Source organism: Isoalcanivorax indicus, assembly GCF_003259185.1.
GTDB lineage: Bacteria > Pseudomonadota > Gammaproteobacteria > Pseudomonadales > Alcanivoracaceae > Isoalcanivorax > Isoalcanivorax indicus.
The window spans coordinates 47,540-72,451 of record NZ_QGMP01000003.1; the positions used below are offsets into that span (position 1 = coordinate 47,540).

The 24,912-nt window shown below is 62.2% G+C and carries 29 protein-coding genes; 14 read left to right on the plus strand and 15 right to left on the minus strand.

All coding sequences use genetic code 11. The features are described 5' to 3' along the window. Positions 1–11: 11 nt before the first annotated feature. Positions 12–1,085, minus strand: coding sequence for an A/G-specific adenine glycosylase (mutY, locus tag DKW65_RS13645; protein ID WP_111657981.1), 1,074 nt, complete (start codon positions 1,083–1,085; stop codon positions 12–14). Between the two features lie 7 nt (positions 1,086–1,092). Next, positions 1,093–3,291, minus strand: a complete 2,199-nt coding sequence (locus DKW65_RS13650; protein ID WP_111657982.1) for an AsmA family protein — start codon at positions 3,289–3,291, stop codon at positions 1,093–1,095. 150 nt (positions 3,292–3,441) lie between these two features. On the opposite strand from DKW65_RS13650, the gene DKW65_RS13655 reads away from it, so the two are divergent. Next, entirely contained in the window at positions 3,442–5,373 is a 1,932-nt protein-coding gene (locus DKW65_RS13655; protein ID WP_111657983.1) for a sensor histidine kinase, read from the plus strand. 12 nt (positions 5,374–5,385) lie between these two features. Here the strand turns inward: DKW65_RS13655 and DKW65_RS13660 are convergent, their stop codons facing one another. Further along, the gene (locus tag DKW65_RS13660) at positions 5,386–5,724 is read right to left on the minus strand and encodes an acetyl-CoA sensor PanZ family protein (RefSeq protein WP_111657984.1); all 339 of its coding nucleotides are present in this window, start codon (positions 5,722–5,724) and stop codon (positions 5,386–5,388) included. Positions 5,725–5,804: 80 nt separating this feature from the next. Here DKW65_RS13660 and hisB point away from each other — a divergent pair, with 80 nt between their 5' ends. From hisB to DKW65_RS13685, 5 genes are all read left to right on the plus strand, one after another. Next, positions 5,805–6,407, plus strand: a complete 603-nt coding sequence (gene hisB, locus DKW65_RS13665; RefSeq protein WP_111657985.1) for an imidazoleglycerol-phosphate dehydratase HisB — start codon at positions 5,805–5,807, stop codon at positions 6,405–6,407. Positions 6,408–6,414: 7 nt separating this feature from the next. After that, complete coding sequence (gene hisH, locus DKW65_RS13670) at positions 6,415–7,077, plus strand: imidazole glycerol phosphate synthase subunit HisH (protein ID WP_111657986.1); 663 nt, start codon at positions 6,415–6,417, stop codon at positions 7,075–7,077. A gap of 9 nt (positions 7,078–7,086) precedes the next feature. Beyond that, on the plus strand, positions 7,087–7,827 hold the full coding sequence (hisA, locus tag DKW65_RS13675; RefSeq protein ID WP_111657987.1) for a 1-(5-phosphoribosyl)-5-[(5-phosphoribosylamino)methylideneamino]imidazole-4-carboxamide isomerase: 741 nt from the start codon (positions 7,087–7,089) through the stop codon (positions 7,825–7,827). 33 nt (positions 7,828–7,860) lie between these two features. Next, complete coding sequence (hisF, locus tag DKW65_RS13680; protein ID WP_111657988.1) at positions 7,861–8,634, plus strand: imidazole glycerol phosphate synthase subunit HisF; 774 nt, start codon at positions 7,861–7,863, stop codon at positions 8,632–8,634. Positions 8,635–8,713: 79 nt separating this feature from the next. Next, positions 8,714–9,598 (plus strand): bile acid:sodium symporter family protein, encoded by an 885-nt coding sequence (locus tag DKW65_RS13685; protein ID WP_111657989.1) that lies wholly within the window; start codon positions 8,714–8,716, stop codon positions 9,596–9,598. Here the strand turns inward: DKW65_RS13685 and DKW65_RS13690 are convergent. Genes DKW65_RS13690 through DKW65_RS13700 form a run of 3 tightly spaced genes read right to left on the minus strand, consistent with a single transcriptional unit; the run spans position 9,500 to position 12,827 of the window. Beyond that, positions 9,500–10,333 carry a divergent polysaccharide deacetylase family protein gene (locus tag DKW65_RS13690; protein WP_111657990.1) on the minus strand — a complete coding sequence of 278 codons (834 nt, stop codon included), beginning with the start codon at positions 10,331–10,333 and terminating at the stop codon, positions 9,500–9,502. The two genes, DKW65_RS13685 and DKW65_RS13690, sit on opposite strands and share 99 nt — an antisense overlap. After that, positions 10,333–11,607 carry a S41 family peptidase gene (locus tag DKW65_RS13695; protein ID WP_111657991.1) on the minus strand — a complete coding sequence of 425 codons (1,275 nt, stop codon included), beginning with the start codon at positions 11,605–11,607 and terminating at the stop codon, positions 10,333–10,335. The genes DKW65_RS13690 and DKW65_RS13695 overlap by 1 nt, the downstream gene beginning before the upstream one ends. Then, complete coding sequence (locus DKW65_RS13700; protein ID WP_111657992.1) at positions 11,604–12,827, minus strand: murein hydrolase activator EnvC family protein; 1,224 nt, start codon at positions 12,825–12,827, stop codon at positions 11,604–11,606. Before DKW65_RS13700 ends, DKW65_RS13695 begins: the two co-directional genes overlap by 4 nt. A 121-nt stretch (positions 12,828–12,948) precedes the next feature. On the opposite strand from DKW65_RS13700, the gene DKW65_RS13705 reads away from it, so the two are divergent. Genes DKW65_RS13705 through secB form a run of 3 tightly spaced genes read left to right on the plus strand, consistent with a single transcriptional unit; the run spans position 12,949 to position 14,111 of the window. Next, positions 12,949–13,362, plus strand: coding sequence for a rhodanese-like domain-containing protein (locus tag DKW65_RS13705; RefSeq protein WP_111657993.1), 414 nt, complete (start codon positions 12,949–12,951; stop codon positions 13,360–13,362). Continuing rightward, positions 13,362–13,619: a glutaredoxin 3 gene (gene grxC, locus DKW65_RS13710; RefSeq protein WP_111657994.1), complete on the plus strand. Its 258-nt coding sequence runs from the start codon at positions 13,362–13,364 to the stop codon at positions 13,617–13,619. Before DKW65_RS13705 ends, grxC begins: the two co-directional genes overlap by 1 nt. A gap of 24 nt (positions 13,620–13,643) precedes the next feature. Further along, positions 13,644–14,111 carry a protein-export chaperone SecB gene (gene secB / locus DKW65_RS13715; RefSeq protein ID WP_111658129.1) on the plus strand — a complete coding sequence of 156 codons (468 nt, stop codon included), beginning with the start codon at positions 13,644–13,646 and terminating at the stop codon, positions 14,109–14,111. A 413-nt stretch (positions 14,112–14,524) separates the two neighbouring features. Here the strand turns inward: secB and DKW65_RS13720 are convergent, their stop codons facing one another. Further along, a complete protein-coding gene (locus tag DKW65_RS13720; RefSeq protein ID WP_111657995.1) occupies positions 14,525–14,989 on the minus strand; it encodes a tRNA (cytidine(34)-2'-O)-methyltransferase in 465 nt (154 codons plus the stop codon). A gap of 104 nt (positions 14,990–15,093) precedes the next feature. Between DKW65_RS13720 and DKW65_RS13725 the strand changes: the two genes are divergently transcribed. Continuing rightward, the gene (locus tag DKW65_RS13725) at positions 15,094–15,504 is read left to right on the plus strand and encodes an SEL1-like repeat protein (RefSeq protein WP_162925877.1); all 411 of its coding nucleotides are present in this window, start codon (positions 15,094–15,096) and stop codon (positions 15,502–15,504) included. A gap of 59 nt (positions 15,505–15,563) precedes the next feature. Here DKW65_RS13725 and DKW65_RS13730 read toward each other — a convergent pair whose 3' ends face one another. Then, complete coding sequence (locus DKW65_RS13730; protein WP_111657997.1) at positions 15,564–16,034, minus strand: winged helix-turn-helix transcriptional regulator; 471 nt, start codon at positions 16,032–16,034, stop codon at positions 15,564–15,566. Positions 16,035–16,132: 98 nt separating this feature from the next. On the opposite strand from DKW65_RS13730, the gene DKW65_RS13735 reads away from it, so the two are divergent. Genes DKW65_RS13735 through DKW65_RS13745 form a run of 3 tightly spaced genes read left to right on the plus strand, consistent with a single transcriptional unit; the run spans position 16,133 to position 18,235 of the window. Then, complete coding sequence (locus tag DKW65_RS13735) at positions 16,133–16,858, plus strand: SDR family oxidoreductase (RefSeq protein ID WP_111657998.1); 726 nt, start codon at positions 16,133–16,135, stop codon at positions 16,856–16,858. 13 nt (positions 16,859–16,871) lie between these two features. Continuing rightward, entirely contained in the window at positions 16,872–17,453 is a 582-nt protein-coding gene (locus tag DKW65_RS13740; protein ID WP_111657999.1) for a 2-hydroxychromene-2-carboxylate isomerase, read from the plus strand. Then, positions 17,450–18,235 carry a thioesterase family protein gene (locus tag DKW65_RS13745; protein WP_111658000.1) on the plus strand — a complete coding sequence of 262 codons (786 nt, stop codon included), beginning with the start codon at positions 17,450–17,452 and terminating at the stop codon, positions 18,233–18,235. The genes DKW65_RS13740 and DKW65_RS13745 overlap by 4 nt, the downstream gene beginning before the upstream one ends. Before the next feature lie 146 nt (positions 18,236–18,381). Here DKW65_RS13745 and DKW65_RS13750 read toward each other — a convergent pair whose 3' ends face one another. The 7 genes from DKW65_RS13750 to typA form a co-directional block, all read right to left on the minus strand. Then, positions 18,382–18,888, minus strand: coding sequence for a GNAT family N-acetyltransferase (locus tag DKW65_RS13750; RefSeq protein ID WP_111658001.1), 507 nt, complete (start codon positions 18,886–18,888; stop codon positions 18,382–18,384). Positions 18,889–18,892: 4 nt separating this feature from the next. Next, a complete protein-coding gene (locus tag DKW65_RS16175; protein WP_111658002.1) occupies positions 18,893–19,381 on the minus strand; it encodes a uracil-DNA glycosylase in 489 nt (162 codons plus the stop codon). Positions 19,382–19,449: 68 nt separating this feature from the next. Beyond that, complete coding sequence (locus DKW65_RS13760) at positions 19,450–19,842, minus strand: VOC family protein (protein ID WP_111658003.1); 393 nt, start codon at positions 19,840–19,842, stop codon at positions 19,450–19,452. A gap of 223 nt (positions 19,843–20,065) precedes the next feature. Beyond that, positions 20,066–20,713: a DUF5701 family protein gene (locus DKW65_RS13765; protein ID WP_111658004.1), complete on the minus strand. Its 648-nt coding sequence runs from the start codon at positions 20,711–20,713 to the stop codon at positions 20,066–20,068. 151 nt (positions 20,714–20,864) lie between these two features. Next, positions 20,865–21,272, minus strand: a complete 408-nt coding sequence (locus DKW65_RS13770) for a VOC family protein (RefSeq protein ID WP_111658005.1) — start codon at positions 21,270–21,272, stop codon at positions 20,865–20,867. Between the two features lie 96 nt (positions 21,273–21,368). After that, positions 21,369–21,914: a DUF6624 domain-containing protein gene (locus DKW65_RS13775; RefSeq protein ID WP_111658006.1), complete on the minus strand. Its 546-nt coding sequence runs from the start codon at positions 21,912–21,914 to the stop codon at positions 21,369–21,371. Between the two features lie 350 nt (positions 21,915–22,264). After that, entirely contained in the window at positions 22,265–24,073 is a 1,809-nt protein-coding gene (typA, locus tag DKW65_RS13780; RefSeq protein WP_111658007.1) for a translational GTPase TypA, read from the minus strand. A 284-nt stretch (positions 24,074–24,357) separates the two neighbouring features. Here typA and DKW65_RS13785 point away from each other — a divergent pair, with 284 nt between their 5' ends. Then, positions 24,358–24,879, plus strand: coding sequence for an ATP-dependent zinc protease family protein (locus DKW65_RS13785; RefSeq protein WP_111658008.1), 522 nt, complete (start codon positions 24,358–24,360; stop codon positions 24,877–24,879). Positions 24,880–24,912: the final 33 nt, after the last annotated feature.

Consider the following 24,912-nt stretch of genomic DNA (forward strand, 5'->3'; position numbering starts at 1 on the left):
GATGGCGCGCATCATAGCACGCTGAGCTGACGGGGCTGACCAAGCTGGTCGAGCAGGCGCTTGACCGGCGCGGCCAGACCCAGCCGGCCCGGGCGGGCCGGATTGATCCAGCGGCTGGCAGGCCCTTCGGCGACCTGGCCCGGACCAGGGCGGGTATCCACCAGCACCGGCGCGATATCCAGATGAAAGTGGCTGAAGGTATGGCGGAAGCCGGGCAGCCGCTCGGCGCCGGTGGCCTGCAGACCGTGGGGCGCGAGCGCGGCGTCCACGTCGTGATCCTGGCACTCGGGAAAGCACCAGAGGCCGCCCCACAAGCCGCTCGGCGGGCGCTGTATCAGCAGGATGCGCTGCTGCGCGTCGCGGGCCAGCAGCATCATGGTGCTGCGGACCGGCTGGGTCTTTTTCGGTTTCGAGGTCGGGTAGGCCTGGGGATTGCCGTCGGCATGGGCCTGGCAGCCGTTGCTTAACGGGCAGGCCGGACAGTCCGGTTTACGGCGGCTGCACACGGTGGCACCGAGATCCATCATCACCTGGGTATAGTCGCGCAGGCGGCTGCGCGGCGTCAGGCGCTCGGCTTCGGCCCACAGGCGCTGTTCCACGGCGCGCTCGCCGGGCCAGCCGCTGATGGCGAAGAAGCGGGTCAGCACCCGTTTCACGTTGCCATCCAGAATCGGCGCGCGCAGCTCCATGCTGATGCTGGCAATGGCGCCTGCGGTGGAGCGGCCGATGCCGGGCAGGGCGGTCAGCGCGTCGATATCCCGGGGGAAGATGCCGCCATGTTCCGCGACCACCTGTTGTGCGGCGCGGTGCAGGTTGCGGGCGCGGGCGTAGTAGCCCAATCCGGTCCACAGATGCAGCACGTCATCCACGGGCGCCCTGGCCAGGGCCGCGACGTCGGGGAAGCGCTTCATGAAGCGCTCGAAGTAAGGGATCACCGTGGTGACCTGGGTCTGCTGGAGCATGATCTCCGAGACCCAGACGCGATACGGGGTGATGCCCTGTTGCCAGGGCAGGTCCTTGCGGCCGTGCCGGTCATACCAGGCCAGCACGGCACGGCGGAACTGCGCGGGTGTCCAGTCGGGCATCAGGGCCTCAGCGGCGCAGGCGGTCCAGTTGTTCGCGGGCGCGGTCGCGTACCCGCTCTTCAGCGCGGTCGGTTTCTTCGCGCACCCGTTCTTCGGCGCGGTCGCGCTCTTCCTGAATCCGCTCACGGTCCACGCCGAGCTGGTCGCTGGCCAGACGGGCCACCAGCTCACGCCCGGCATCGCGGAAGGCCTGGGTGCTGGGCAGGCACCAGCGTGCCGGGCTGCCGGCCAGGTTGCCGGCGCAGCGTATCGGCCACTCGCGTTCGCTGATGCGCGGCTGGCTACTGATTTCGGGCGCCTTCATGCGCAGGGTGAAGTCGAAATCGTTGTTATGGATGTTCAGCCAGCCGTTGCCGTTGATGTTGGCGCCACGGTCCAGATCGGCGTTCAGGCGCTCTACCGTGGCCACCATGTCGGCCAGGCGGATGCGACTGTCGAGATCAAGGATTTCGGTGTCCTCGCGCAATTCACGCGGCAGACGGCCGTCCTCGACGCCAGGAATGAAGCGGGCCAGGGCCTGATGGTTGCCGAGCATGTCATTGATGCCGCTGGTCAGGGTGTTGTGCAGGTTCACGCCGCGCACCAGTGCATCGGTCAGGCCCAGGGTCATGTTGCCGGTGGCGTTCTCGAACAGGGCTTTCTCGCTGTTGCCGGTGGTGCGGAACTCGGCATTCATGTCGAACAGGCCACGGAACAGGTCGTCCCCCATCAGGGCCTGCAGGATCGGGTGAATCTGCACGGTGCTGACGGTACTGTTGAACGTCATGACCGGGTTGTCGGTGCGGGCGTCCAGGCTGGCGTCGGCGCGGAAGCTGCCCTCCAGCGTCTTGCCTTCCGCGCGGTTCAGGCGCAGCAGGCCGTCGGCGGCGCTCACGTCCACCTGCACGTCGCGGGCATCCAGGCCCATCATGGCCATCTGGCCGATGACCAGCTTGCCGGTCAGGGTCAGTTCACGCAGCGCTTCCAGAGGCAGGATCGGGTCTTCCGACAGCGGTCTGGCCGCAGCGCTCTCGCTGTCGTCCTCGGCGACCTCCTCGGCGGGGGGCAGATAACCGTCCACGTTGATGCGGTCCAGCGCCAGGTCGAACATCATCGCCAGGGTGTCGAGATCGGTGATGCCTGCCTTGCCGGTGATGCTGCTGTCATCCAGTGTGATCGTCAGCGGGTCCAGCATCACGCTGTTGGCCGGGCCGGACAGGGTGGCGGAAAAGCCGATGCGGCGCAGGGCATTGGCGTCGCTGGTTTCGATCGGTGCCTCGCCAATGGCGCGCAAGGCGTCGTTGGCGGCAAAGGGTTCGGTGTCGAGCTGGCCGCGCAGCATCAGGGCGTCATCCAGCCCGGTGATCTCCAGCTCACCCCGGGTACGAATCCCGGCGGCGTCCAGCACCAGATCGCGGATGCTGATGCGGCCTTCATCCAGCGCGGCTTCGATACGATTATCCACGCGAATCTGGATGGGGTTGGCGGTCACGCCGCCAATGGAGGTGTCCAGGCGCATCGGGTCGAGGGTGTAGACGTTGTTGTCCAGATCCAGGCCGAGCACGGTTTCGACCTGCAGGTCGATGCGGATGTCGTCCTGGTCCTGGTAGCGCAATGAGGCGCTGACCGGGAAGGGTTCGTTCAGCTGCACATCCTGCGCCCGCACATTGAGGTGTTCGACAGTAATGTCGGTGCCGTCCACCAGATTGCGATAGCGCAGGCGGCTGTTCGAGATGCTGACCAGCGGGATTTTCACCGGAATATCAAGGGCCGCAGCCTCTTCGTCCTGCTCCGGTGATGTCACGGTGACATCATCGTCGGGTGCAGTTTCTGTTGCGCCGATACGTTCCCAGTTACCGCCCTCTTCTGTTTCAATAAGGTTCAGTTCCAGGCCGTCCAGGGTAATGGCGTCCATTTCCACGCGCCGGAACAGCAGGGGCCATACCGCGACGCCGAGGCGCGCATCTTCAATGGCGGCAAACAGCTCCTCATCGTCGCCAACGCGTGCTTCCGTACGACCGATGCTGACGCCCAGTGAGGGCCAGAAGGTCCAGCCAAGGTCGCCCTGGATATCCAGCGCGATATTGGCATGCTCGCGGGCCAGTTCGGTAATCTGGGGTTTGAAGCTGTTCGGGTCGATCAACCGGGTAATGACAAACACGGTGATTGCCAGTAGCGCAAACAGACCGATCAGGACGTACAGGGCGATGCGGGCGGCGCGGGCCATGTTGAGGCTCTCCTTGCTTGCTGGTGGCACGGAAACCGGGGGCTCAGGCGAGAGGCCCCGGGCAGCTTGGCCGAGTATAGCAGCCTGCCGGGCACCGCTGTGCAGTGTCCGGTGACAAATCATGGGTGTTGCGTTTTTTTAGGGGAAGTTGTGTTGCGAAAGTTCCTGCTCCGCGCTGCGCTGGCCGTCCTGCTGCTGTTCGGCGCCCTGCCTGCTGTGGCGGCGGTCATCATGCCGGCCCCGGGTGAGCAGGAACTGAGCATCGGTCGCCATGTGGACGTGCTGGTGGACCCGGAAGGGCGCTGGGGAATCGAAGACGTCAGTACGACCTTTGCCGGGCGTTTCGAGCGCAGTCAGAGCACCAATCCCAGTTTTGGTTTTACCCGGTCGGTGATCTGGCTGCGTATGACGCTGGATCTGGATCAGGTGCGCGATCGCAGCTGGTTTCTGATTCAGCGCCACCCCATTGTCGATCACATGTACCTTTACGAGCCCGACGGTGCAGGGGGCTTCAGTGTGCACCATATGGGGGATGTGCTGCCGTTCGATGAGCGGGTCATGCGGGTCAGGGAGTTCGTGTTCCCGCTGGATCCGGCGCTGGAGGGGCCGCACACCTATTATATGAAAGTGCACGGGCTGGGTGCCTTGCATATTGATCTGCGCCTGTCGTCCTCGCGTGGACTGGTGGAGCGCACCTACCGCGAGCAGCTGATCTTCGGGCTGTTTCTGGGTGGCGTGGTGGCCATGCTGCTGTACAACCTGCTGCTGTTCTTCACCGTGCGTGACACGGCCTACCTGCACTATCTGGTGTTCATCGCGGGCTTCGCCCTGAGTTTTCTCAACATCAACGGCCTGGGGTTGCAGTACCTGTGGCCGAATACGCCGGTGATCAATGAGTATTTCCCGTTGCTGATGGGGATTACCATGGCGGCGGTCATCCAGTTCTCGCGTCGTTTCCTGGCGCTGGATGAACGCTGGCCGAGACAGGACAGGGTGTTGCGCTATCTGCTGTATCTCACCCTGCTGATGACGCTGCTGTCGGTCATTATTCCGCCGCCGTTGTCTTACCACCTGATTGTGTTCCTGGTGCTGCTGATCGTGCCGGCGCTTACGGTAGTCAGTTGGCGAACCTGGCGGCGGGGCTACCAGGCGGCGCGTCTGTATGTGCTGGCCTGGTTCTTCTTTCTCGGGGGCTGCGGTGTTTTCGCGCTGATGAACCTCGGCATCCTGCCCCACCTGGTGGTGACCAATTACGCGCCACATTTTGGTGGCGCCTGGGCCATCATCCTGATGTCGCTGGCGCTGGGCGACCGGATCAAGCTGTTGCAGGCCGAGCGTGACGCCATGGCGGAAGAGGCGCGGCGGGCTCTTGAGCGCCATGTGGTCGAGGTCGAGCGGCTGGATCATGACAAGACACTGTTCCTGGAATACCTGAGCCATGAACTGAACACGCCGCTGAACTGGCTGGCGGGTGCCAGCCTGCTGCGCCCCGGGCAGTTGACACCGGAGCTGGCGGATGCGGTGCGCATGGTGCAGAAAGGGCAGAGTCGCTTGCAGCAACTGGTGAGCACCTCGCTGCGCTATTTCGATCTGGCCCGGCGTGAATGCCAGCCGACGCTGTCGCATTGCCAGCCGATGTGGCTGGTGGACGCCTGGCAGCGTGAGCACGCCGGGAAAGTTGCCGCGCGGGACACCCGGCTGGTCAACCGGATTCCTGCGGACTTGCAGGTGGTGGCCTGTGAAAGCGAACTGGGTGAAGTGCTGGGAATGGTGCTGGACAACGCGGTGCGTTACAGCGAGCCCGGTGCCGAGGTGGTCGTCGAGGCGGTTGTCGATCGGGCTTCACAGCGGGCCACGTTGCGCATCATTGATCAGGGGCGCGGCCTGGAATCGACCGATCTGGTTCGGGTCTTCAAGCCTTTCTTCATGGTCGGCTCTGGCCATCAGGCCGACGGCTTCGGCTTGTCCCTGCCCACGGCGAAGGTCATGGTGGATCACATGGGCGGGGAAATCTGGGCCGAGAGCAGTGGGCGCGGCGCCGGGCTGACCGTATGCATCAGGTTGCCCCTGGCGCTGCTGTGAATCGGCAGCGGTTCAGCCGGTCAGGCCCGCCTTGCGTGCCAGCGGGGCCAGTTCGGTGGGCCAGGTCAGCCCCGGCAGCAGCCGGTTTGCCTCACGCAGCAGTGTCGCCCCCACCCCCCGTTGGCGGCTGGCCGGATGCACCACCAGCGCCGTGACCTGCCAGCCTGCGGCGGCCGGCGCGGCCAGCAGCAGCGCCAGTGGCCGACCGTTGAAATGCCCTTCGATCACCGTGAGCCCCCTGTCGGCGGCGCTGGCCAGCTCGGCGCTGACCTGCGGCTGGTCCGCAAGCACGCGCGCAAAGTAGTGGATGGAGTCGGCGTCGGGGCGATGTTCGCGGGCTATCAGAGGCATTGTCAGGGTCGCTGGTCGGGTTGCTGGTTACTGTACCGGGGGGGCCGTATAATACCCGGCCTGCGTACCGGAGGTCATTCATGAAACAACGCACCGCCAGTGTGGCGCGTAACACGCTGGAAACCCAGATCCAGATCAGCCTGAACCTTGATGGCACCGGCAAGGGTGTCTTCGAGACCGGCCTGCCATTCCTTGACCACATGCTGGATCAGGTGGCCCGTCATGGCCTGATCGACCTTGATATCAAGGCGAAGGGTGACCTCCATATCGATGCCCACCACACGGTGGAAGACATCGGCATCACCCTGGGCCAGGCGCTGACCAAGGCCTGGGGCGGCAAGCAGGGCGTGCGTCGCTACGGGCATGCCTATGTGCCGCTGGACGAGGCACTGTCCCGCGTGGTGGTGGATCTGTCCGGTCGCCCGGGGCTGGAGATGAACGTCGACTTCACCCGTGGTCGTATTGGCGACTTCGATGTCGATCTGTTCTTCGAATTCTTCCAGGGGCTGGTGAACCACGCCATGATCACCCTGCATATCGACAACCTGCGCGGGCGTAATGCCCACCACCAGGCGGAAACCGTGTTCAAGGCGTTCGGCCGTGCGCTGCGTATGGCGGTCGAGCCTGATCCGCGCATGGCGGATATCACACCGTCCACCAAGGGCACCCTGACCGAAGGCTGAAAACAGCATGGCTGAGACAGTAGCCGTTATCGATTACGGCATGGGCAATCTGCATTCCGTCGCCAAGGCGCTGGAGAAGGTGGCCTCGGGCCAGCGTATCCAGGTGACCAGCGATCCGGCGGCCGTGGTGGCTGCAGATCGTGTGGTCTTCCCCGGCGTGGGCGCCATTCGTGATTGCATCGCGGTGTTGCGCGAGCGGGGGCTGGACCAGGCGATTCTTGAAGTCGCGGCGGCGGGCCGCCCGTTGCTGGGTATCTGTGTGGGCATGCAGGCGATGATGAGCCACAGTGAGGAAAACGAGGGCGTTGACTGCCTGGGTATTTTCCCCGGTGTGGTGCGTCGTTTTGGTGACCAGAGCGATGAATTCGGCCGCCGCATGAAGGTGCCGCACATGGGCTGGAATCAGGTGCACCAGACGCCGCAGGCCGAGGGGGTGCACCCGCTGTGGCAGGGCATTCCCGATTACGCACGCTTCTACTTCGTGCACTCCTACCACGTGGCCGACCTGCCGGAAGCCCAGGTGGCGGGCAGCTGTGATTATGGCGTGCGTTTCGCCGCTGCCGCAGCGCGCGGCAACATCTTTGCGGTGCAGTGCCACCCCGAGAAGAGTTCACCGGCGGGCCTGGTGCTGCTCGACAACTTTTTGCGCTGGCAGCCCGGACAGGGCTGAGGAAGACTGATGCAACTGATCCCCGCTATTGATCTCAAGGATGGCAAATGTGTGCGCCTGCGCCAGGGGCGCATGGAAGACGATACGGTCTTTTCCGATGATCCGGTCGCCATGGCGGCTCACTGGGTGGAGCGTGGCGCACGTCGCCTGCATCTGGTGGATCTGAACGGCGCCTTTGCGGGCGAGCCGGTCAACGGTGACATCGTCAAGGCCATCGCGGCGGCGTTTCCGTCGTTGCCAATCCAGATCGGTGGCGGTATCCGCACCCCGGAGATTATCGAAGCGTATCTGGCGGCCGGCGTGCAGTGGCTGATTATCGGTACCAAGGCCGTGCGTGAACCGGACTTTGTGACGGACATGTGCCAGCGTTTCCCGGGGCATATCATCGTCGGCCTGGACGCGAAGGACGGCATGGTGGCTACCGATGGCTGGGCCAATGTTACCGATATCGAGGTGACGGCGCTGGCGCAGCGCTTTCAGGACGACGGCGTCAGCTCCATTGTCTACACCGACATCAGCCGTGACGGCATGCTCCAGGGGGTCAACGTGGAGGCCACGGCGCGGCTGGCCGATGCCATCCGTATCCCGGTGATCGCGTCCGGCGGCATTACCGACCTGGAAGATATCCGGGCCCTGTGCGGTCAGGCTCATCGGGGCATCGAGGGCGCCATTACCGGCCGCGCGATCTACGAGGGCACGCTGGATTTCGCAGCAGGGCAGGCCTTGTCCGACGAATTGATCAACGCCTGAACGACAACCTTTCTTCAGCTTCGGTGGTGCACTATGGGTCTCGCCAAACGCATTATTCCCTGCCTGGACGTGGACCAGGGTCGTGTCGTCAAGGGCGTCAAGTTCGTCGATATCCGCGATGCCGGTGATCCGGTGGAAGTGGCCCGGCGCTACAACGAGGCCGGGGCGGACGAGATTACCTTTCTCGATATCACCGCCAGCCACGAAGAGCGGGACACTACCCTGCATACCGTGGAGCAGATGGCCAGCCAGGTGTTCATTCCGCTGACCGTGGGCGGTGGCGTGCGCACTCTGGAAGATATTCGCAACCTGCTCAATGCCGGGGCGGACAAGGTCAGCATCAACTCTGCGGCCGTGCGCGACCCGGATTTCGTCCGTGCGGCGGCCGAGCGCTTCGGTTCCCAGTGCATCGTGGTGGCGATTGATGCCAAGAAAGTGAGCGCCGAGAGCGAGCCGAACCGCTGGGAAATCTTCACCCATGGCGGCCGCAAGCCCACCGGCACGGATGCGGTGGCCTGGGCGCGCCGCATGACCGATTACGGCGCGGGCGAGATCCTGCTCACCAGCATGGACCGCGATGGCACCAAGAACGGTTTCGATATTGCCCTGACCCGCGCCATCAGTGATGCCGTGCCCGTGCCGGTGATTGCTTCCGGCGGCGTTGGCAACCTTCAGCACCTGGTGGATGGCGTGCTTCAAGGGGGCGCGGATGCCGTGCTGGCGGCCAGCATCTTCCATTTCGGCGAGTACAGCATCCGCGAGGCGAAGGAGTACATGGTCGCCGCCGGTATCGAAATGCGCCTCTGAGGCGCCAGCAGAAGCCTTCTGGCGCCCACTCACCCCGGCAGGTATCCTGCCTGCGCGCTACAACAAAAAAGGGTGAGTTATGGAGCAAGGGCCTCTAATCGAGATCGGGCTGCCGGTTTCGCTGTTCTTCATCATGATCGGCATGGGTCTGACGCTCGGCCTGAAAGACTTCCGTGAGGTGGCCATCGCCCCGAAAGCGACGCTGGTGGGCACGCTGGCTCAGGTGTTGCTGATGCCCCTGGTGGCGTTGGGGGTGGCGACGGCCATGGCCCTGCCTCCCGCCCTGGCGGTGGGTCTGGTACTGATTGCAGCCTGTCCCGGTGGCACCACGTCCAATGTCTTTGCCTTCCTCGGTCGCGGCGACGTGGCCCTGTCCATCGTGCTGACGGTGATCGCCAGCCTGGTGACCATTCTCACCCTGCCGCTGTTCGTCAACTGGGCCATGTCGGTCTATTACGACGAAACCGTGACATTGCGCCTGCCGGTGTTGCGCACGGTGATTACCCTGTTTGTGATCATTCTGGTGCCCGTAGCCATCGGCATGGTGGTGCGCCGCTACCAGCCGGGTCTGGCGGCGCGCGCCGAACGTATTGTCGGCATTTTCGGGCTGGTGGTGCTGGTGGCGGTCATTATCGCCATCCTGGTCAGTGTCGGCGACGAGGCCTGGGGTTTCTTCCGTCAGGCCGGGGCCGCAGCCATTGTGCTGAATATCGCTGGCATCGCCATCGGGCTGGCCGGGGGGCGGTTGATGGGGCTGTCACGGGAGCAGGCCTTTACCCTGGCCGTGGAGATCGGCATCAAGAACGGCACCCTCGGGCTGATGATCGCTCTGAGTCTGATGGATTCGCCGGAAATCTCGATCCCGTCAGCGGTGTACGGTCTGTTGATGTTCGTGTTCGGCTTCCTGCTCATCGGTTACAGCCGTCTCACCGGTATCGGGCAGGTCCGCAGCGAGGCGGGTTGAAGCCTGCATTATTGCCTCGGGCAGCAGGGCGGATACCGGCACCAGTTCCACGCCGGCATCTGCCAGCAGGGGCAGCACCCGAGCCAGATACTCCAGGGTCTCGGGATAGGGGTGGCCGATGGCAATGGCGCTGCCCCGTCGCCGGGCGATGCGCAGCAGGGCATTGAACTGCTCGTTGATGGCCAGCAGATCCCGTTCATTATCCAGAAAGATATCGCGCCCGGTGGTGCGCAGGCCGTGTGCCCGCGCGGTGCTTTCCGCCACGGTGTCCGGCGTGGTGCGGCTGTCGATAAAAAAGGCCTGGTGACTGGCCAGCTCGTGCATCAGCCAGTGCATGGTCTCGTCATCGCGGGTGGCCACGCTGCCCATATGATTGTTCAGCCCGCGGGCTGTCGGCACCAGCTTGAAGGCTTCACGGACAATGGCCGCGATCTCCTCGGGTGCCATGTCCGGGCGAATGCCGCCCGGGTCCAGGGTCAGGCCATTGCCCGCCATGGGCAGGTGAATGATGACTTCGCGCCCCATGTCGGTTGCCGTGCGCGCCAGCGCCGGGCCGTGCGGTGAGCGGGGAATGACGGCGGCGGTGATCTCGCCGGGCAGATTCAGCGCCTCCAGGCCGCGTGCCCGGTGGTAACCGATGTCATCAATGATGACCGCGATGCGCACCGGCGGCGCCGCGAGCAGCAGGCTGCTGCACAGCAGCAGCACGGTGCCGCAAAGGAACCGCCTGACCATTACCGCGTGCGCGGCCGAGACAGGTGAATCCCCTTGAGAATGGACAGCGCCTGATACAGATCGTAGTCCCGGGTGGCCAGACTGTCGGGGCGCTGTTCCGGTTCGGCGGCATCGCCGCGCAGGTGCCGCGGCAGATCCGCCTCACGCACGCTGTCACGGCCTTCCTGCAGTTCCACGCGGGCCACGTTCACGGTGATGTCCGGGGCGATGCCGTCAGCCTGGATGGAGCGCCCTGAGGGGGTGTAGTACTTGGCGGTGGTGAGCTTCAGCGCACGCTCCTCGTGCAGCGGCAGCACCGTCTGCACCGAGCCTTTGCCGAAGGTGCGGCGGCCGACGATGATGGCGCGGCCCTGGTCCTGCAGGGCGCCGGCCACAATTTCGGATGCCGAGGCCGAGCCGCCGTTCACCAGCACCACCAGCGGCATGCCGGCCAGCATATCGCCACGGCTGGCGCCGTAATTGACCCGGCTGTCTTCCGCCCGGCCCTGGGTATAGGTGATCAGGCCTTCATCAAGAAACAGATCGGCCACCTGGATGGCGCCGTTGAGGACGCCGCCGGGGTTGTTGCGCAGATCCAGAATCAGACCATTGAGGGTATGGTCCGCCTTCAGGTCGGTCAGATGCCGACGCACGTCGCGCCCGGTGTTGTTCTGGAACTGGGTGATGCGCAGATAGCCGTAGCCCGGCTCCAGCATCTCGCTGCGCACACTGCGGATGGTGATGCGGTCACGGGTCAGGGTCAGCGTGCGTGGCGTGTTGTCGCCCTCGCGCAGAATGGACAGCACCACATCGGTGCCCACTTCGCCGCGCAGCATATCCACCGCCTCGTTCAGGTTCAGGCCTTTCACGAAGGTATCGTCGATCTTCAGGATGGTGTCCCCGGCCTGAAGCCCTGCGCGGCTGGCCGGGGTATCGTCGATCGGGGTGACCACCTTGACGAAACCGTCTTCCATCGAGATCTCGATGCCCAGCCCGCCGAACTCGCCGCGCGTCGTTACCTGCAGGTCTTCGAAGTCTTCCGGGGTCAGATAGGCGGAGTGCGGGTCCAGCTCAAGCAGCATGCCGCGAATCGCCGATTCCAGCAGCGTGCGGTCGTCAATATCCTCGACATAGGCGGCGCGGATACGCTCCATGACCTCTGCGAAGACGCGCAACTCGTTGACCGGGATGTCCTGAAGCGTGGCCATGTCATCCAGCTGGGATGGGGCGCTGCTGGCGCTGGCAGAGAAGGCGCAGAGGGCGAGGGCCGCAGCGCCGCGAAGCATGCGTTTCATCCGGAAGTCTCTCGGTTGGCGATGGGTGGCAGTGTAACACGGCGGTTGCACCAGCGGGTCGGGTCCACCGGCTGGCCGCGATGACGAATCTCGAAGTAGACCCCCTGTGTGTTCATGCCCCCGGAATCCCCGGCCCGGGCCAGTACATCGCCCTGGGCCACCCAGTCGCCGACATCGCGCAGCAGACTCTGGTTATGGCCATACAGGCTCAGGTAGCCGCCGCCGTGGTCGACAATAGTGATCAGACCATACCCTCTGAGCCAGTCGGCGTACACCACGCGGCCCGGGTGAATGGCGCGCACCGGCGTACCCGGGCTGGCGTCCAGCAGCATGCCACTCCAGCGCAACCCGCCATCCCGGCGCGCGCCGAAGGCCACCCGGACACGGCCCTCCACCGGCCAGGGCAGTTGTCCGGTCAGTTCGCCGAAGGGCTTGCCGCCGATATCGGGGGGAATATCGGAGAGCGCCCGGTTCATGTCCTGCAGCAACTTGTCCAGCCGCGCCTCGTCCTCGCGCAGCCGCGCCAGCTGCTCCGCCTGTTCGCCGAGCCGTTCGTTCAGCCGCGCCAGGGCGGTCTCGCGTTCCGCCCGCGCCTGCTCTGCACGCTGTTGTCGGGCGCTGACCGCATCGCGGCGCGCCTGAAGCGCTTCACGGGCATCGGCCACTTCAATGGTCAGCGCCAGCAGGGCACGCAGTTCCTCGCGCAGGGTTTCGAGCCGCTCATGGCGCGCCCGCTGGAAATACTCGTGATAGCGCAACAGCCGCGCCACCTGATCCGGCTCCTGCTGACTGAGCAGCAGCTTCAGCATGGGCTCACGGCCGCTCATATAGGCCGTGCGCACGGTGCGTGCCAGCCAGTCGAGCTGCGTCGCCTGCTCCGCAGTCATGCGCTGCTGGCGCTCTCGCAGCCGCGCCAGCTCGCGCTCGGCCTCGGCGGCGTCACGCTCCAGCCCCTCGATCTCACGGTTCAAACGGCTGACGGCCAGCTCGCGCTCACGCAGCTCACTGGCCAACTGGTCCTGACGGCGCAGATCACGCTGCTGGGTGCGTTGCAGAGCCTGGATGCGGTCGCGCAGCTCGCGCAGTTGCTGGGGAGAGGCCTGCTCCGCCGTGGCCAGCGCGGGCAGGCCGACGCCGCACAGCAGCCACAGCAACCCGAGTACGCGGACGAGGCGGCCGGAACGGGGATCGGGGGGGCTGAGAGATGAGGAAGCCTGCATGCAAAAACCGCTGTGCCTGTATTCGGGGAGCCGGATCGACGGTGTCCGGCTGCTGAATCATGGATGATCGGGCCCGGGTTGCCTATACTTGGGCGCCGTTTTCACCCATCCGGACGCTGATATGGACCGCATTTTCGAGTTTGCCGCCAACCACTACCTCCTGGTATCGGCGTTTTTCCTGCTCTGGACCGCCTTCTTCTTCACCGAGTCCCGGCGGGGCAGCCGCCCGCTCAGCCCCCAGGCAGCCACCAACATGGTCAACCGGCAGGACGCCGTGATTGTGGACCTGCGTGACGAAGATGATTTCCGCAAGGGCCACATTGCCGGTAGCGTCAATGTACCCTACGGCAAGATCAACGACCGTGTCAGCGAGCTCAAGGGATACCAGGACAAGCCGGTGATCCTGGTGTGCAACATGGGCAGCCATGCGTCCATCGCCGGGCGCGCGCTGAAACAGCATGGCTTCAGTGACCTGTATCGTATGCGCGGCGGCATCCAGGGCTGGCGCAACGACAACCTGCCTGTTGTACGCTGATGGCAGAGGTCCTGCTCTACACCACGCGCTGGTGCCCCTTCTGTGTCCGGGCACTGCGGCTGCTGGACAGCAAGGGCGCGACCTACACCAACATTGATGTGGGCGCCGAGCCTGCGCGCCGTGCCGAAATGATGGCGCGGGCCGGGCGGCACACGGTGCCGCAAATCTGGATCGGCGACACCCATGTGGGCGGTTGCGATGAGCTGTATGCGCTGGAACGAGCGGGTCGGCTCGATCCGCTGCTGAACAATGACTGACGACAAGAGTATTGGGGATTGATGATGAGTGAAGCACCGCAACGTACGTTTCAGCTGCAACGCATCTACACGAAGGATGTGTCCTTCGAGGTGCCGGGCGCGCCGGATATCTTTCGCAAGCAGTGGCAGCCCAAGGTGAATGTGCAGCTGAACACGGATGCGCGCCGCCTGGAAGGCAGTGAGTCGGACTATGAGGTGGTGCTGAGCCTGACGGTGACGGCGTCCAGTGAAGAGAAGACGGTTTACCTGGTCGAAATCAAGCAGGCGGGTGTGTTCACGCTGGTGGGCATCGAAGGCGACGAGCGCGAGCAGCTGCTGGGCGCCTACTGCCCGAACCTGCTGTTCCCGTATGCCCGCGAACTGGTTTCCGATCTGGTCAGCCGGGGTACCTTCCCGCAGTTGCTGCTGCAACCGATCAACTTTGATGCGCTGTATCTGGACGCCAAGCAGCGTCGCCAGGAACAGCAAGCCGCGCCTGAAGGGACTCACTGACAGACTCTCCCGTCTCGGGGGTTCGTCCCCTCCAGAGCGGGGCGTTGAGGCGGGGTACGCCCTTCCGGGACCGCTCAAGCCGTCCCTGGGCGCTCTTTCTTTGGCCATCCCTGGCCAAAGATGTCCCTCCAGGGCGTACCCCGCCTCAACGCCGGAGCGAGATTCTACGTTCAGTGGTGATAGCGCGTGCTGGAGGAACAACACCATCGGCCATCTGCTAGCGGAAAGACCGGGCTGCGCGTGACGGCCCTCGGGGGGCGGGTAAGGGTTTTCTGGACCTTCGAGAGGCATGGATGCCGAACGAGAGCCTACATGGATGTATTCACGGCGTGTCCAGAAAACCCTTACCCGCCCCCCGATGGCCACAACCACCAAGCTCCCGAGAATGGACAACACAGCCACTGGCTGCCGTTTCAAATACCGCCAACAAACCCCAGCTGCCGCCATGCCTCGTAAACCGTGGCCGTGACCGCATTGGAGAGGTTCAGGCTGCGGCTGCCCGGCAGCATGGGCAGGCGTAGCGGCAGCACGTCATCGCGGTTCATGAACAGCGCCTCCGGCAGCCCGCGGCTTTCTGGCCCGAACAGCAGCACGTCGTCTTCCGCGAAACGCGCCTGAGCGTAGTGATGAGAGGCTTTCGTGGACAGCGCCCACAACCGGCGGCCATTGCGCCACACCGAGAACGCCTCCCAGTCAGCATGCCGCGTCACCGTCGCCTGGTCCCGGTAATCCAGCCCGGCGCGACGCAGCAGCTTGTCATCCAGCGAAAACCCCAACGGTTCGATCAGATGCAGCTGGCAGCCGGTGTTGGCGGCCAGACGCATGATGTTGCCCGTGTTGGGCGGAATTTCCGGCTGGTAAAGGGCGATATGCAACATCGGCGCATTATGCCCGAGTTTGCAGCGCGCGGAGAGCCTTTCACCCGGCCAGCGCCGAAAACGGTTAGCATCGGAAGTCCATGTCCAGACAGGGAGTCATCACCATGAAAAAGAGCGCCATCCTGGTGTGTGGAGGCTTGCTGAGTGCGGGCGTGCTGACTGCCTGTGCCGGGGCGCCGCCGATGGACGAGGCCCTGCGGGCAGAAATGAAGGTGGCCGACGAGATGGCCGCCGCTGAGCCCGAGGCCTTGCGGGCGGATTACGAGCAGGGGCGGCGTTACTTCGAGTCGGGGCGTGTAGAGCGGTCACTGGTGGAGTTTGATTATGCCGCTTATTCCGGCTCGGCAGCGGCGGCCCTGCGATTGTGCGCGATCTACGGTGAGGGGCTGGGTATCAAGGTGGACCCGGTGAAGGGCGTGTTCTGGTGCCAGCGCGCCGCCCGGGCCGGGCATGCGCCAGCGGCGGCACGTTCGCGGCATCTGTTCCAGACCTGGTGGCAGGAAGAAGACGTATGACGTTGCCGCGCGGCCTCAGGCTGAGATTGAGGTAGTACCGTCTATCAAGGCAGCACCTTTTATCGAGGCAGCACCTTCCCGAGCCAGTGCGGGTTTTCTTCCACGCGGATATCCCTGGCCTCCACCGCCTCGCCGCAATGACTGCATTGCAGGGTGGCTTCCAGTGCTGCACCGCAGTGGGTGTGGATGCGGGTCACTGGAGCGCCCAGGGGATGGGGCAGGTATGTGTCGCCCCACTGGGCCAGATGAACGATGACCGGATACAGGGCGCGGCCCTTGTCGGTCAGCCGGTATTCCTCCCTGAGTGGTCGTTGCTGATAGGCCACTTTTTCCACAATGCCGCCGTCCAGCAGCTTGCGCAGCCGGTCGCTGAGCACATGGCGGGTCACGCCCAGACGTTGCTGGAACTGATCAAAGCGGCGCACCCCGAGAAAGCAATCGCGTAGCACCAGCAACGTCCAGTTGTCGCCGACGATGGCCAGGGTGCGCGCCACCGAGCAGGGGTGTTGATCAATATCTTGCCAGCGCATAACGCCTCCACGAAGTTGCCCCATCATAGCGGCTTGACGGGTTCCAAAAAAGAACCTAGTCTGAGTTCCAAATTGGAACCCATCAAAGTGAGGGTATCATGAGTCAGGCTGCCATGCTGGTCATCGGTGCCGGGGATGCCACCGGTGGCGCCATCGCAAAACGTTTTGCCCGTGAGGGATATGTCGCCTGTGTGGCGCGTCGCACGCAGGATGCGGTCATGCCACTGGTGGCCGACATAGAACAGGCGGGCGGTCAGGCCCGGGGTTTCGGCTGTGACGCCCGCGATGAGCAGCAGGTGGCGGATCTGTTTGCCACGATCGAGGCGGAAATCGGCCCGCTGGAGGTGGTGGTGTTCAATATCGGCGCCAACGTGTATTTCCCGGTGGTCGACACCACCGCCCGGGTGTATCGCAAAGTATGGGAAATGGCCGCCTTTGCCGGATTTCTCACAGGCCGCGAAGCGGCGCGAGTGATGCGGCCACGCCAGCGGGGCACGATCCTGTTTACCGGCGCGACGGCGTCGCTGCGTGGCGGCAAGGGTTTTGCCGCCTTCGCCGGGGCCAAGTTTGCCCTGCGGGCACTGGCCCAGAGTATGGCGCGCGAACTGGGGCCGCAGGGCATTCATGTGGCCCATCCGGTGATTGACGGCGCGATTGATACCGCGTTTATCCGTGACAACTTCCCCGACCGTTATGCGCTGAAAGCGCAAGACGGCATTCTCAACCCCGATCATATTGCCGAGGCCTACTGGATGCTTCATCAGCAACCGCGTGATGCCTGGAGCCACGAAATCGATCTGCGTCCGTGGATGGAAACCTTCTGAACGGAGAAACACCATGAGCAAGCAAGTGGAATTCTTTTTTGATGTGGGCAGCCCCACCGCCTGGCTGGCGTGGACGCAATTGCCCGCGATCTGCGCGCGCCGGGGCGCAGAGCTGGTGTATCGCCCGGTATTGCTCGGCGGGATTTTCAAGGCCACGGGCAACAGCCCGCCGGCAGCAGTGCCCGCCAAGGGCCAGTACATGCTTCGCGATCTGGGGCGTTTCGCCAAACGCTATCAGGTACCGCTGACCATGAATCCGTACTTTCCGGTGAATACACTCGGCGCCATGCGTATCGCCACAGCGGTGGCAGGAACGCCGGACCAGGACGTGGTGATTGCGGCGCTGTTCGATGCCATGTGGAAAACACCCTGCAAGCTGTCGGAACCGGAAGAACTGATCCGGGTGCTCAATGAGGCGGGCGTTGACGGTGCGGCCTGGCTGGAAAAATCAGAGGCCGATGACGTGAAGCAGCAACTGCGGGAGAATACCGAGGCTGCCGTGAAACGCGGCGTCTTCGGTGCGCCCACCTTTTTTGTGGGCAATGACATGTTCTTCGGCCAGGACCGGCTGGATTTTGTGGAAGAAGCACTATGAATTTTGATGACATTCTGGCCACGGTGGATGGCCAGGGTAATGCGGTACTTCCTGAAGGTTGGGGTCAGGGTCGCGCACTGTTTGGTGGACTTGTTGCTGCGGTGCTTTACGATCATCTTGAAAAGACCGTGTCGGCCGGGCGTCGCCTGCGCAGCTTTTCGTTGTCGTTTGTGGCGCCTGCCGCGCCGGGGCTGGTGTCGTTGAGCGGCGAGGTGCTGCGCGAGGGCAAGTCGGTCATGCAGGCCATGGTCACGGCTCGACAGGGTGAGCAGGTGGTGGCAGTCATGCTGGCCAGTTTTGGCGCCGCGCGCGAATCCGCGATTGTGGTGCAGGCGCCAGGACTTGGGCCGATGAAAAGCAGCGACGAGGCCATAAAGTTCCCGTTTATTCAAGGCATGATGCCAGATTTCCTCCAGCACTTTGATATGCGCTATGCGGCCGGCATGCCGCCCTACAGCGGCAGCAAGGAGCCTGATTTTGCCGGCTACATGCGCTTTGCGGAAACACCCAAGGCGATGACCACAGCCGCGCTGATCTGTCTGGTAGACACCTGGCCGCCTTCGGTATTGCCCATGCTCAAAGGCCCCGCGGCGGCGAGCTCTCTGACCTGGACAATGGAACTGCTGGAGGAGCCGGATAACAGACCGGCAGATACGCTGTGGCAATACGCAGTGACCACGGACCAGTGCAGCGAGGGCTATGGCCAGAGCCGTGCGGTCATTTGTGATCAGGAAGGCCGTACGGTTGCGCTCAGCCGCCAGACCATTACGGTATTTGCCTGAGCGTGTTGTGCCCCTCCTTCTGGGCCCGCAACTGGGCCGTTTGAACAGTTAAGGAGGGGTTCATGCCGCGCCTCTCGCATCAACAGAAATATCTGTGTACGAAAGTGATTGCTGAGCAGCGGCGAGTCGCCGGTTTCAGTGTCTGGTTAGCCCTGTGCGTTGAAGGATTCATGATAAGTAACGATGCCGCGTGGCAAAAGGGGCTGAAATGCCAAGGCCTGGAAGTACTCCGGCGGTACATCCGGTAGCACTAACTCCGACATGGCCTTGAACCCGAAGCGTGAGTAATAGGCCGGATCACCCAGCAAGACGCACCCCGCCGCCCCCTTATCTCGAAGCCGCTGCAAGGCTTCTTGCATAAGGAGGCTGCCAATGCCCTGACCCTGAAGTTCAGGGATGACCGAGATAGGGCCCAGTCCATACCAATGCGATGAACCATCCGACACCGTTACCGGCGACACTGCGACATGCCCCACGACGGAACCAGCCTGCTCCGCCACGAGGGACAGGAACAGCGCCCCGGCCTTGCGCAGGGCATCAACGATGAACTGCTCCGTGTGATCGGTGTGTGGTGCGTTCATAAATGCCGCGATCGTTACGGCATGGATTGCCGCAACATCAGTCGGTAACTCTTCGCGTATAACGGAGTTCATAATCTCAACCTTTTTCCCTGACTAACGACATGCTCACAGTGCGCCAACTGTTCAGAGTGGCTTCGCGGTTCCCAGGGCGCCGATTCACAAACATCGGGCTAGGGTGCGGGCTTGAGAGCAGGCCAAGAGGTGGTGCCACGCTCTGGATATGTTTGCGGGCATTCCGAGCTTTAGCGCCAACCAAAACGACTAACCGCAGCTTGGGCATCAGTTGGAAAAGGTTGGCGAGCGACTCAACTCCCGAAGCGATATCAGCCGATCTGGCCGGGCGAATTTTTGTGCCGGACCCAATATACCAAGGGACTGTATTCCAGATTGCGATACTCCGACGGTCTGTTCCAGCGTCATGAATCAACTCGAAAATATGCTTTGCGGTTTCGTCCGGATTATTCATGGATACAAAGCCGGAATTACGCGCCTTGGGCCCAGGTGCCTCCAGGAGGAAAAGGGCCCGCGCCCCAACCCCTCCATCCCAGGGGGCGAAATACGGAATAGCCGCCTCTGGCCCACCTTATGCCTGAGATCATCGACAAAATCGGTCAGTCGGGCAATTACACGTACTCACTTTGGTCGATGAAGCGCACAAAGCTTATTTCCGTCTGGATCGCGCACATAGGCCAGGTGCATGGCGCCGAGTTTGCCTTCGCGCAGGCCTGGCGGTTCTTCAATCGAAGTGCCCCCATGGGCAACAGCTGTGTCGTGGAACTGCTGTACCTGCTCTGGCGAGGTGCACTTGAACCCGATTGTGCCGCCATTGGCGAACGTGGCGGACTCACCGTCAATCGGTTCACTGACGCAGAAGGTCCCACCATCGTGCCGATAGAACAAGCGCGTTTGCCCCGTGTTGTTCTGATCTCGCAGCGGTTCTCCCGCCCCAAATACGCCTAGCAAGGCGTCATAGAAGCGCTTTGAGCGCTCAATGTCATTCGAGCCGACCATCACATGACTGAACATCTATACATCTCCATAGTCTTCGGCCTTCTGGCCAGTTGAGTCGCAGCAGGTTCGCTCAGCGTCGATATGTTGTGCCGCCGAACGCCTTGCTCACCGGTAAACTTTGGGCGCAGCGAGCAATTTATCCGCGTGCGGAAAATTATTAGGCATTGATTGAAGTTCGGGCTCAAAATTCAACTCTTGCCAATAGCTATGATAGAAAGACATGATGACCACAAAACGTTCAAACCGCCTGAACCCTTGACTTGCATGATGCAGTCGCCAACCAGGTATGAATGTTGCCGAACCAGCACCAGCCCAGGCGTGGCGCTCCCTTGCTGATCCAGATGGAGGGCACTCGCTGGTCGCCTCCGATACGTGAACCAGGCATCTGGATTGCATTGAACTGTTGCTTGTCAGTCAAAATCTCAGGAATTGCCAATACGCACTGCACGCCTTCATACATTGTTAACGGCGTTCGACCCTTGCTCTCAAGCATGTCGACGCTGTCGCTAGGGCTGACATTGAGCATGGATCCTCCTGTATCAACATCCCATAGCGCGTAGATATCAACTTCCGGGATAGCAAGTGAGTCAACATCCACGAAACTCTCAGGAGTTTTGGGTGTCATCTCCACATAACCTTCGTGGCCCTTGTAGCGTAGCTGAGACAACAAGTCACTATAGGAGGCAACCTGCATTCTGAAAACGATAACTACAGGGATGTTACCTTCTCTCACATCCTGGCCAGTATCAAGCTCGCAAATTTGTGCCCGTAGGTCGGCGGTTTGTTCCTGTAATTTGTAAAGATCATATCTAAATGCGTTATTCCTTATCCGCTCGGACAAGACATCTACTTGCCTGTCAAATTCTGAGGCTGGATGGTTCAACATCGAAGTTCCTTCATTTCTCGTTGGATCTTATGCTTCGGCACAAGACAGCTCGGATGCATAACACCGCGCACACCGGCGCGACCTTGCGAGCGTCCGGCAGACGGAGGCTACGTAGTGCTGCGCTTGGTTATGTGGTGATTCGGCTGCCATGTTAGTTCGACAGGTTAAGCTGCCACGACACGCCATACCTATCCTTCAACCACCCAAATTTCTGGCTAAAGCCATAGTTATCCAAAGGCATTAGCTCTGAACCACCTTCGGCGAGGGCCCGAAATGCCTTCTCTATTTCGCTCATTGATTCACACTCAACGTACAGTGACATGGAAGGTGTAAAGGTAAATTGGTGGTCAAGATGGCTGTCCAGCGCCATAAACTCGGTACCGCTTATCGTAAACCTAGCCATCTTCGCAGAACCTTCTGGTTCATGCTCGCCAGCTTCGTAGCGCTGAAGGTCAATGATCTCTGAATCAGGGAATAGAGAGGTGTAAAACTTGATTGCCTCCTCGGCTTTCCCGGCTTGTTCCCCGACAAACATGAGCGAGGTCTTAATGGATTTCATCTATTCCTCCGTTCTTGTTCGCACACATAACGCAGAGCGCACCGGCGACCTTGACGCAGCGAAGCGGAGACAAGGGCGTCCGAGTGCCGCGTTTGGTTAACTGGTTTGCTCGATATTGGCACGGCGTTTCCGCTCCTGCTCGGTCATTTGTTCCTGGCGTTCCTCAAGGGAGTTCAGCCCAAGACGCGCACGGCGTTCATTAACCGTAGCAGGATCCTCAATAGGAAACGGTGTTGGCCAACCGTCTTCATCAACATCAAACTGGGTGCCGTAGTATTGAGGCTTGCCAGATAGTGTACGCACCCGATCCTGTAGGAATGCCAACTGCCAGCCCGCTACATCCTCTCTCGCAACGGCATCTTCTAGTAGGGAGACACACTCACCCATGAAATCGGGATCTGAAACAGAATGCTGAACGACCAGCCATGCAGCTTTGGCAGCCTCTTCCCCAACTAACGAAACGCCGGGCCAGCCGTGAGCACCAATAACCTCTTTCAGGCGAAAAGCATTCTGCTCATGCAGGGCTTTCATCCGGGGATGATAAGACTCAGATGGCAATTCTCCGGAATCGAAAAGTTGCTGCAACAACCGCTGGTCTTCTGTCATCATCGTGACCAGCTCATCCGCAAGATTCTGATTCATGGGCTTCTTCCCAGTTAACAGGTATTAGGACGCCGGCTCATATATTGAATAACGACGCCGGCGGCCTATCACAATATGAAATGCTGCATATTGGAGAAATAATGCTTTCCCATCAATGGGTTGTGGCGCGTGCGTGCTTTGCTTTCTCAATAACAGCGCCTTCTTCTTTTCCCGTCCCAATCACACTGGCCATAGGGATAGCATAAAGATAGGGCTATGACCATTGTCTGGTCGGTGCTACCCCGATGGTGCAATCACAAACAACAACGCCCCGAATCCGGGGCGTTGTTGTCTGGGCTTACACCGGGTCCTGAAACCCGAGCGTAGCCCGTGTTGCGGCAGGCCTTGCCTTAGCGGCTGGCGCGCTTGCGATCCGATTCGGTCAGCAGCTTCTTGCGCAGGCGGATGTAGTGAGGGGTCACTTCCACCAGCTCGTCTTCATCAATGAAATCGATGGCCTGTTCCAGGGACATGCGGATCGGCGGCGTCAGGATGATGTTCTCATCGGTGCCGGAGGCGCGCATGTTGGTCAGCTGCTTGCCCTTGGTCGGGTTGACCACCAGGTCGTTGTCGCGGGAGTGAATGCCGATCAGCTGGCCTTCGTACACTTCCACGTTCGGCTCGATGAACATGCGGCCGCGTTCCTGCAGGTTGAACAGGGAGAAGCCCAGCACCTTGCCGGTGACGTTGGAGATCAGCACGCCGTTGTTGCGCTCGGCCAGTTGACCCGGCTTGTAGTCGCCGTAGTGCGAGAACACCGAGTTGAAGATGCCGGTGCCGGAGGTCAGCGTCATGAACATGGAGCGGAAGCCGATCAGGCCGCGTGAGGGCGCGGTGTATTCCAGGCGCACGCGGCCCTTGCCATCCGGGGACATGTTGGTCATGTCGCCGCGGCGAATGCCCATCTGTTCCATGATCGGGCCCTGGTGCTGTTCTTCCACGTCCAGGATCAGCTGTTCGTAGGGCTCTTTCCTGACGCCGTCTTCTTCCTTCACGATCACTTCCGGGCGGCCTACGGCCAGCTCGAAGCCTTCACGGCGCATGTTCTCGATCAGTACCGACAGGTGCAGTTCGCCACGGCCGGAGACGCGGAAGCGGTCCGGGCTGCCGGTGTCTTCCACACGCAGGGCCACGTTGTGGCGCAGTTCTTCGTGCAGGCGGTCGCGGATGTTGCGGCTGGTGACGTACTTGCCGTCCTGGCCCGCGAACGGCGAGGTGTTGACGTGAAAGAACATGCTCACGGTGGGTTCGTCCACGGTCAGCGGCGGCAGGGCTTCCACGTTGTTCGGGTCGCACAGGGTGTCGGAGATATCCAGCGGGTCCAGGCCGGTCACGCAGATGATGTCGCCCGCTTCGGCGGTCGGCACTTCCACGCGCTCCAGGCCGTGGTGGCCCATGATGGTCAGCACGCGGCCATTGCGGGTCTTGCCGTGGATGTCGATCACCTTCACCGGGGTGTTGGTCTTGACGCGGCCACGCTTGACGCGGCCGATGCCGATCACGCCGACGTAGCTGTTGTAGTCCAGCGACGAGATCTGCATCTGGAAGGGGCCGTCCATGTCCACATCCGGGTGCGGGACGCGGTCGATGATGGTCTGGAACAGCGGGGTCATGTCATCGGCCATGTCGTCGGCGTCGAGGCCGGCGATGCCGTTCAGGGCCGAGGCGTAGACCACCGGGAAGTCGAGCTGCTCATCGGTGGCGCCGAGGCGGTCGAACAGGTCGAACACCTGGTCCATCACCCAGTCCGGGCGGGCGCCGGGGCGGTCGATCTTGTTGATCACCACGATCGGCTTGAGGCCTTGCTGGAAGGCTTTCTGGGTCACGAAGCGGGTCTGCGGCATGGGGCCATCCACAGCGTCCACCAGCAGCAGCACGGAGTCGACCATCGACATCACGCGCTCTACCTCGCCGCCGAAGTCGGCGTGGCCGGGGGTGTCGACGATGTTGATGCGGTAGTCGTTCCACTTCAGGGCGGTGTTCTTCGCCAGGATGGTGATACCGCGCTCTTTCTCGATATCGTTGGAGTCCATGACCCGTTCCACCGCCCCGGCGCGGTCGCCGAGGGTGCCGGACTGCTGCAGCAGCTTGTCCACGAGCGTGGTCTTGCCATGGTCTACATGGGCGATAATGGCGATGTTGCGCAGGCGTTCGATCACAGGTCAGGCACCGGTTGCGGCATAATTGGGGCGCGGAGTATAGCAGGCTGGCGGTTGCAGCAACACGGGCTTTGACGCCCTGTAGGACAGGACTTTCACGATCGTTGCATAGTCTTTTACGCAACGGACGGTTATTTCCCCGGCGCCTTGCTCTAGAATGAGGCGCCGAGCTGCAACCCTGCGTGTCGGGCGCGGTCGAAGTTCGCCCGGACACCACAGAACAGGTCAGATCTATGCGACAAACCCGCTTCAGCCCTCTTTTCCTGCCATGGGCACTGCTCATAATGACAGTGCTTCCAGTGTCTGCCGTGGCGGAGAGCGAACCCGTACACAAGGTCATTCTGGGGTTGATCGAGCAGGCCCACGTTGATGAGCTGGACCTGACCGTGGAGGCAAAGCTGGATACCGGGGCTGTGAGCGCCTCGCTCAGTGCCTACGATATCGAGATTTTCGAGCGCAACGGGGACGACTGGGTGCGCTTCCGTCTTGGCACCGAGGGCGACGATGCCGAGCAGCGGGAGTTGCCGCTGGACCACAAGGTGCGCATTCGCCGTCGCCTGGCGGACATTGATGATGAGGCAAAAACCTACACGCGCCGTCCGGTGGTGCGCCTGATGGTCTGCATTGGCGAACGGCAGGTGCCGATGCGGGTCAATCTGACGGACCGCCGCAACTTCAGTTATGCGCTGTTGATCGGTGCGGAAGGGTTGACCGATCTGCGCAGTATCATTGATCCGTCGCAGGAAAACAGTGCCGGGGCACCGGAATGCGGGATGACATTGGGAGAGGCTGGTGAGAAAGACTGACGCTGCGTGGCGGAGCAAGCTGGGGGGCTCTGA